Origin of the sequence: Paenibacillus sp. P22 (genome assembly GCF_000469945.2) — a bacterium.
In the GTDB taxonomy this organism is placed as follows: Bacteria; Bacillota; Bacilli; order Paenibacillales; family Paenibacillaceae; genus Paenibacillus_O; species Paenibacillus_O humicus.
The window spans coordinates 1-5,693 of sequence record NZ_CBRA020000239.1 but is presented as its reverse complement, the minus strand read 5'-3'; the positions used below and the strand labels follow the sequence as shown (position 1 = coordinate 5,693).

Here is a 5,693-nt window from a genome sequence, read left to right as displayed (position 1 = left end):
TGCGTTCAAGTTCACACTCAGGCTCCATCAGCCATGCGGATCCGCAAATCCACCCCCGGCCGAGACTGCCGGAAGGCGCCCAGGGCAGCTGGATTTCGTTCGAAGTTTCTCGTTCTTTCCGTGGCGCTCTGCGTCTTCGATATCTGGCCGAACCGGGCCAGCATGAACGAGAGCAAGCAGGCGGAGGAAATGKKCAKCCCCAGCTGACGCTGCCCCAGCCGACCTCGCTGACGCATGAGGTCGCTGCGGCGGTTCGGGAGCTGTTCGTCCGGCATTGGAGCGGCCTGCCGGTCGGCCGGCTGAACATCTCCCTCTCGGGGCTGACGGACGACAGCGTCATGCAGCTGACGCTGTTCGAGGATCGAACCCGGGCGTACAGCAAGGAGAAAACGATCGACCGGATCAAGGAGCGGTTCGGATCCGACGCCATCATGCGGGCTTCCTCGCTGCTGGAGTCGGGCGTGGCCCGCGAGCGGGCCGAACAAATTGGGGGGCATTACAAATGAGCAAGCTGGACGGCAACGAGCGCTGGAAGTCCAAGATGCTGCTGACGGAGCATGTGGAGCAGTACGACGGGCAGCATTCCGCCCGGGAGGCCAAGGTGACGACGGCGGAGGAGCGCGTCATGATCCGGGATTACATCCTGCTGCCTCATATGGAGAAGATGGTCCAGAAGAGCCTGTCCGAGCTCGAGAACTCGTCCAATCTGATGAGGCGCCTGTACGGGATGGCGGGCCACCGGGTGCTGGACCGGATCATGCACGACCTGTACGCCCTGCGGCGGGAGCTCAAGGCGCGCAACATCCGCATCCTCGCGGAGGAGCAGTCGAACTCGGTCGTGTACCACCGCTACTATTGCCGGGGCTACGAGGAGCACTTCGGCATGACGCGGGAGGTCATGCGCTCGGAGATCAGCTGGCAGCTGTCCCGTTATACGGCGGAGATCGGCGAGCTGCTGAAGGGCGGAGCGGGGAAGTGAAGCCGAATGAGGCGCGACATAGGAGCAAGGAGCCGTCTGCCCGGGGCAGACGGCTCCTTTGCTGTTGGGCTGATTCGTGGAATGGATTCATCATGTGAGCAGCAATTTCCCTTGCCGTCCCGGTCGTTCGGCTGCCTGCACCGCTTTTGCGATTTTGGCCAAAGGATATCTCGCTTCGATATTTCCCAGGCAGAGCTGCTTTTGACGAAGCAATGCAAAGATGTTCAGGAAGGAATTTTGCCAGTCCTCCACGGAAATTCCTTGTATCCAATGCCGCAGATGAAACAGTTTCGATCGGAGATCAAGCTCCGTTGCGATTCGCTTCCAAGAGTCCGAACTCCGCACGACGGCGATGAGCCTGTATCCGAAAACAGCCGACAATTGAGCGAACATGCGTCCGATTGCAGAACTGCACGCATTGACGAGCAGGAAGGAATCCGGGGAACGCCCAAGAAGCTCCTTGCAAAGAATCCATGCCGTGAGAGGGTTGATATAGGATCGGGAAGCCTCGTCGTCCGGAATGAAAGGGGGGCTCTCGATAGACAAGGAGGAAGAAGCCTTTACATATTGCTGCCAGGTTCCTTCTCCCCGAAGGGGCAATACACGCTTGCCAAGCATGGATTTCTGCACGCTGCTGCCAATCGCGATGACGGATCCCACGCCCTCATAGCCTGGTATGCACGGCAGCGGGATACGGTGCCGATAAGCGCCGCGAATCGGGATCAAGTCCGACGGATTTATCGGGCGGGCGATCATCTCCACCCGTATCTCATCAGGCTCCAGGCGGGAGGCATCCCGCTGTTCCACGATCACATTGTCCGCATGGCGAGCACAGTTCGTCGCCCGACAGGTTATTGGGATCCTTCTGTCCATCGGCTTCTAAGACAGCTGGAACAACGAGGGTTCGAGGGAGCGCCGAGATTTCTGGGAACCGATTCCTCCGATCGTGAAATATGGACCTTACCCGATGATTTGCCGAAGGGGATCGTTCAGCGCCTGACGGCACTATGCGATATATGGAAGACCGGTGCCGCCAAAGGGAATCCAGCCTTTCACAAAATGGCTGACGAGGGACACCTGGCGCACTATGAGAGCGAAATCCGCTTTGTGGAAGATCATATTGAACGTTGGATCAAGAATCAGCGTCCGCAGAGCGCCGCATATCGGCATGCGCAAGGCGGACTATAAATAAAGGTCGAGCGGGTTCCCTGCGGAGCCCGCATGTTTTACTATGGAAAAGACAAGGAGAGTGAGTACATATGATCAAGGTGCTTGTATCCGGCTTCGAGCCGTTCGGAGGCGATGACGTCAATCCGACGGGCTGGCTGATAGAGAAGCTGGCCGAGGAGCAATTCGAGGGCGTGGAGCTGCACACGGTGCTGCTTCCGGTTCATTTCGACGAATGCGCCGACCGGCTCATCGAGGAGATGGACAAGTTCAAGCCCGATGCCGTCATCGCATGCGGACTGGCCAAGGGCCGGACGGCGATTACGCCGGAGCGGATCGCGGTGAACGTCAAGGATGTCCCGGTCCGTTCGCATGGCGACAACCGGGGCGCCCGGCCTACCGACGAGCCGATTGCCGAGGAGGGGCCGGACGGACTGTTCTCCACGCTGCCGATCCGCGCCATGGCGCAGCGTCTGGCGGAACTCGGCATCCCGTGCGAAATTTCCAATACAGCCGGAACCTACATCTGCAACAACACGATGTACCGGGTGCTGGACCATATCCGTCGCCGGGAGCTGCCGATCCGGGCCGGCTTCGTGCATTTTCCCGCCTCGGCGGAGATGGCGGCCGCGCAGCCTTCGGTCCCGTTCATGCCGCAGCCGATGATGCTGGAAGGACTGCGCGCGATTATCGGCGTAACCGTATCGGCCCTGCAGGCGAGGTAGTTCTTTGCGGACTTCCGCCTGTAATCTCCCCTTTTCATGCCTTGTTTGAGCTATATTGGATAGGTTGAACCGAGATCCCAGCAGCAGGAGGTTTTCAAATGCCGGTCATTCGCAAGGAGCAGGCGCAGGAGTTGTCCTTGTTTCCGGATTGGAGCGAGATCAACCACTACGGAATCAATCATCTGAAGGCGGGACAAGAAGTTCCCTTGCATTATCATGATTGCAATGAATATTGGATCATCGTCAGCGGCAGGGGGATTTGCACGACCGAAGGGGATGAATACGAGATCGGTCCCGGGGATCTCGTGCTGACCAGGAAGGGCGAGGAGCATTCGCTCGTTGTCACGGAGGAAATGACGGCTGTTTATATCTACGGCATTCTTGCTCCAGGCTGCCGGCTGGGCTACTTGTACCGGCAAGGGCCGGATGCGGAGTAAAGAAGCACTAGCGGAGGGGGAAACAATGTGCGTCTAAAACTGATCCAGGTAGGGCTGGGCAATCATGGCCAAGGGGTGGGCGAGCATTTTGTCCTGGCATCCCGAGATTTTGCTTACGCAGGGCTGGTGGATATCAACCGCAGCGCCGTGACTGAATATGCCCGGAAAAACAAGTTGCCTGAAAGCTTATGCTACACCGACCATGAGCAGGCGTTTCGAGAAGCGGATGCGGATGCCGTGTTCATCTCGGCCTTCTCTCCGGTGCATTATGAGATAGCGAAGTCCGCATTGGAGCATAAGCTCCATGTGCTGATCGAAAAGCCGTTCGTGCTGTCCCTGGAGGAAGCGGAGGAGCTGAATTCGCTTGCAGCCCGGAACAGGCTCAATGTGATGGTCAATCAGACTACCGTTATTTTGCGACGGTGATCGCCTTGAAGCAGACCCTGCAGAGCGCGAATCTGGGGAGATTGTCGTTTGTTCAATCGGAGTTCTTTTACGGGCATGAGGGCAAGCCTTATCAGAAGACGATGGACAATTACGTTCTGCTCGAGATGAGCGTCCATCATGTCGATATGATCCGGTTTCTATTGGATTCCGATATCGCGCAGGTGACGGGAAAGACGTGGAATACTCCCGGCAGCGGCTATGCAGGCGATCCGCATGTGCATGCCGTTTACCAAACGGAATCAGGCGTCAACGTCTTCTACCTGGGCAGCCTGCTGGCGAAAGGCGCTGCGACGCCATGGGAAGGCGCCTGGAGATTTCAGTTCGAGGGCGGAGCGGTCCATCTGGACGATCTGGGCGACGGCTACGGCGTCTATATTGCAGACGGCCGCACGAAGAGCAGGATCGGCTTTCAGGCGCAAGAGCTGGAAGGCATTCATGGCGTCCTGGCTGAATTCGCAGCTTCCATCCGGGAGCAGCGGGAGCCGAAAATCTCGGGCGCGGACAATATGCGCACGCTTGCCGCCCTCCTGGCGACGGCGGAATCATCCAAGCAAGGGAAAGCGATTCGGCTCATCCCTGAAGGATGATGCTCCCGGACAACGAACCAATGCTGGATAAAAATCCCCTCCCATGCCCAGAATAAGGTCATTCTGGATAAGGGAGGGGTTTGTTTTGTCTGGAGCCCAAAACGGAAACGGCTCGGCGGAAAACAGCGCAAGCGGCAGCCAAAGCCACAGGGGCGCCAGCGGCGGCAAGGACGGCAAAGGAAGAGCCGGCAGCAGCAACGGCGGCAATGGCGGCAATGGCGGCGCAGCGAAGCCCCCTCCTCTCGGAAGGAGGAAGACGGCTACTGCGCTGAGCCCTTCGCTGGCCGCCAACGCCCATGCAATCCGCATGCAGTTCCATCACAGCGGAGACCTCCGCCTGCGGCTGCTGTCCAGCGGGGCTCTTCCCGGCATCCAGCTGGCGGCGCTGTATTTGCAGGGGATCGTGGACGAGGAGGCGATCCGCAAGAACGTCCTTGAGCCGCTGCAGGCGGCGGAGGCAGCGGCGCCCGGCAGCCTCAAGGGAAAAGGCCGGCTCAAGGACCGCATCGAGCAGCTGCGTCTGAACGTGATCTCCACCGGCTTGACGGAGCCGGTGCGGACGCTGGAAGAAGCGCTCGACGCGCTGCTGCTCGGCTGCTGCCTGCTCCTCGTCGAAGGCAGCGACGAAGCGGTGGCGGCGGAAGCGGCCGGCGGGGAAACCCGCCAGGTCGGCGAACCGACGGCCCAGACGGTCATCCGCGGGCCCCAGCATGCGTTCACGGAGTCGGCCCGGACGAATATCGGCCTCATCCGCCGAATCATCCGCTCGGAGCGATTGACGGTGGAATCGCGGCGCATCGGGCGGGAGACATGCACGGAGGTGTCGCTGCTGTACATGAACGGCATCGTGGATGCCGAGATCGTGAAGGAAGCGCGCAGGCGGCTGGACGACATCGACATCGACAGCGTCCTGGACAGCGGCTACATCGAGGAGTTCATCCAGGACTCCTCGTTCACCCCGTTCCCGACCGTGCTCAACACGGAACGGCCCGACCAGGCTGCCGCCGGGCTGCTGGAGGGACATTTCGCCGTCGTGGTGGACGGCAGTCCTTACGTGCTGCTCGGCCCCGTGACGTTTTTCCGGTTTTTTCAATCGCCGGAGGACCATTATCAGCGCTTCGACATCGCCAGCTTCCTGCGGCTGATCCGGATCGCCGCTTTTTTCATTTCCATGCATCTGCCGGCTCTCTATATCGCCATCACGACCTTCCACCAGGAGATGCTTCCGAGCAACCTGCTCATCGGCTTGTCCGCGCAGCGCGAGGGCGTCCCCTTCCCGGCCTTGGTGGAAGCATTCCTGATGGAGCCTTGATCAGCGATTGTGCCGATGGAGTGAGATCCTCGGCATCCT

At 59.6% G+C, this 5,693-nt stretch carries 7 protein-coding genes and 1 pseudogene; 7 read left to right on the top strand and 1 reads right to left on the bottom strand.

The genetic code is table 11. The features are described 5' to 3' along the window. Positions 1-506 (top strand): annotated as a pseudogene (locus BN871_RS24255) (hypothetical protein); the annotation flags it as partial. Further along, positions 503-979, top strand: coding sequence for a hypothetical protein (locus BN871_RS24250; protein ID WP_021881952.1), 477 nt, complete (start codon positions 503-505; stop codon positions 977-979). The pseudogene BN871_RS24255 and the gene BN871_RS24250, both read left to right, overlap by 4 nt. Positions 980-1,069: 90 nt before the next feature. On the opposite strand, the gene BN871_RS27190 is transcribed toward BN871_RS24250, so the two are convergent. Continuing rightward, positions 1,070-1,735, bottom strand: a complete 666-nt coding sequence (locus BN871_RS27190; RefSeq protein ID WP_232313313.1) for a zinc-dependent alcohol dehydrogenase family protein — start codon at positions 1,733-1,735, stop codon at positions 1,070-1,072. Between the two features lie 503 nt (positions 1,736-2,238). Here BN871_RS27190 and BN871_RS24240 point away from each other — a divergent pair. From BN871_RS24240 to BN871_RS24220, 5 genes are all read left to right on the top strand, one after another. After that, the gene (locus BN871_RS24240; RefSeq protein WP_021881114.1) at positions 2,239-2,871 is read left to right on the top strand and encodes a pyroglutamyl-peptidase I; all 633 of its coding nucleotides are present in this window, start codon (positions 2,239-2,241) and stop codon (positions 2,869-2,871) included. A gap of 98 nt (positions 2,872-2,969) precedes the next feature. Continuing rightward, positions 2,970-3,308 (top strand): cupin domain-containing protein, encoded by a 339-nt coding sequence (locus tag BN871_RS24235; RefSeq protein ID WP_021881113.1) that lies wholly within the window; start codon positions 2,970-2,972, stop codon positions 3,306-3,308. Between the two features lie 27 nt (positions 3,309-3,335). Next, complete coding sequence (locus BN871_RS24230; protein WP_048749528.1) at positions 3,336-3,734, top strand: Gfo/Idh/MocA family protein; 399 nt, start codon at positions 3,336-3,338, stop codon at positions 3,732-3,734. A gap of 5 nt (positions 3,735-3,739) precedes the next feature. After that, complete coding sequence (locus BN871_RS24225; protein ID WP_157060382.1) at positions 3,740-4,342, top strand: hypothetical protein; 603 nt, start codon at positions 3,740-3,742, stop codon at positions 4,340-4,342. A gap of 85 nt (positions 4,343-4,427) precedes the next feature. Further along, the gene (locus BN871_RS24220) at positions 4,428-5,654 is read left to right on the top strand and encodes a spore germination protein (RefSeq protein WP_053087043.1); all 1,227 of its coding nucleotides are present in this window, start codon (positions 4,428-4,430) and stop codon (positions 5,652-5,654) included. The last annotated feature ends 39 nt before the right edge of the window (positions 5,655-5,693 follow it).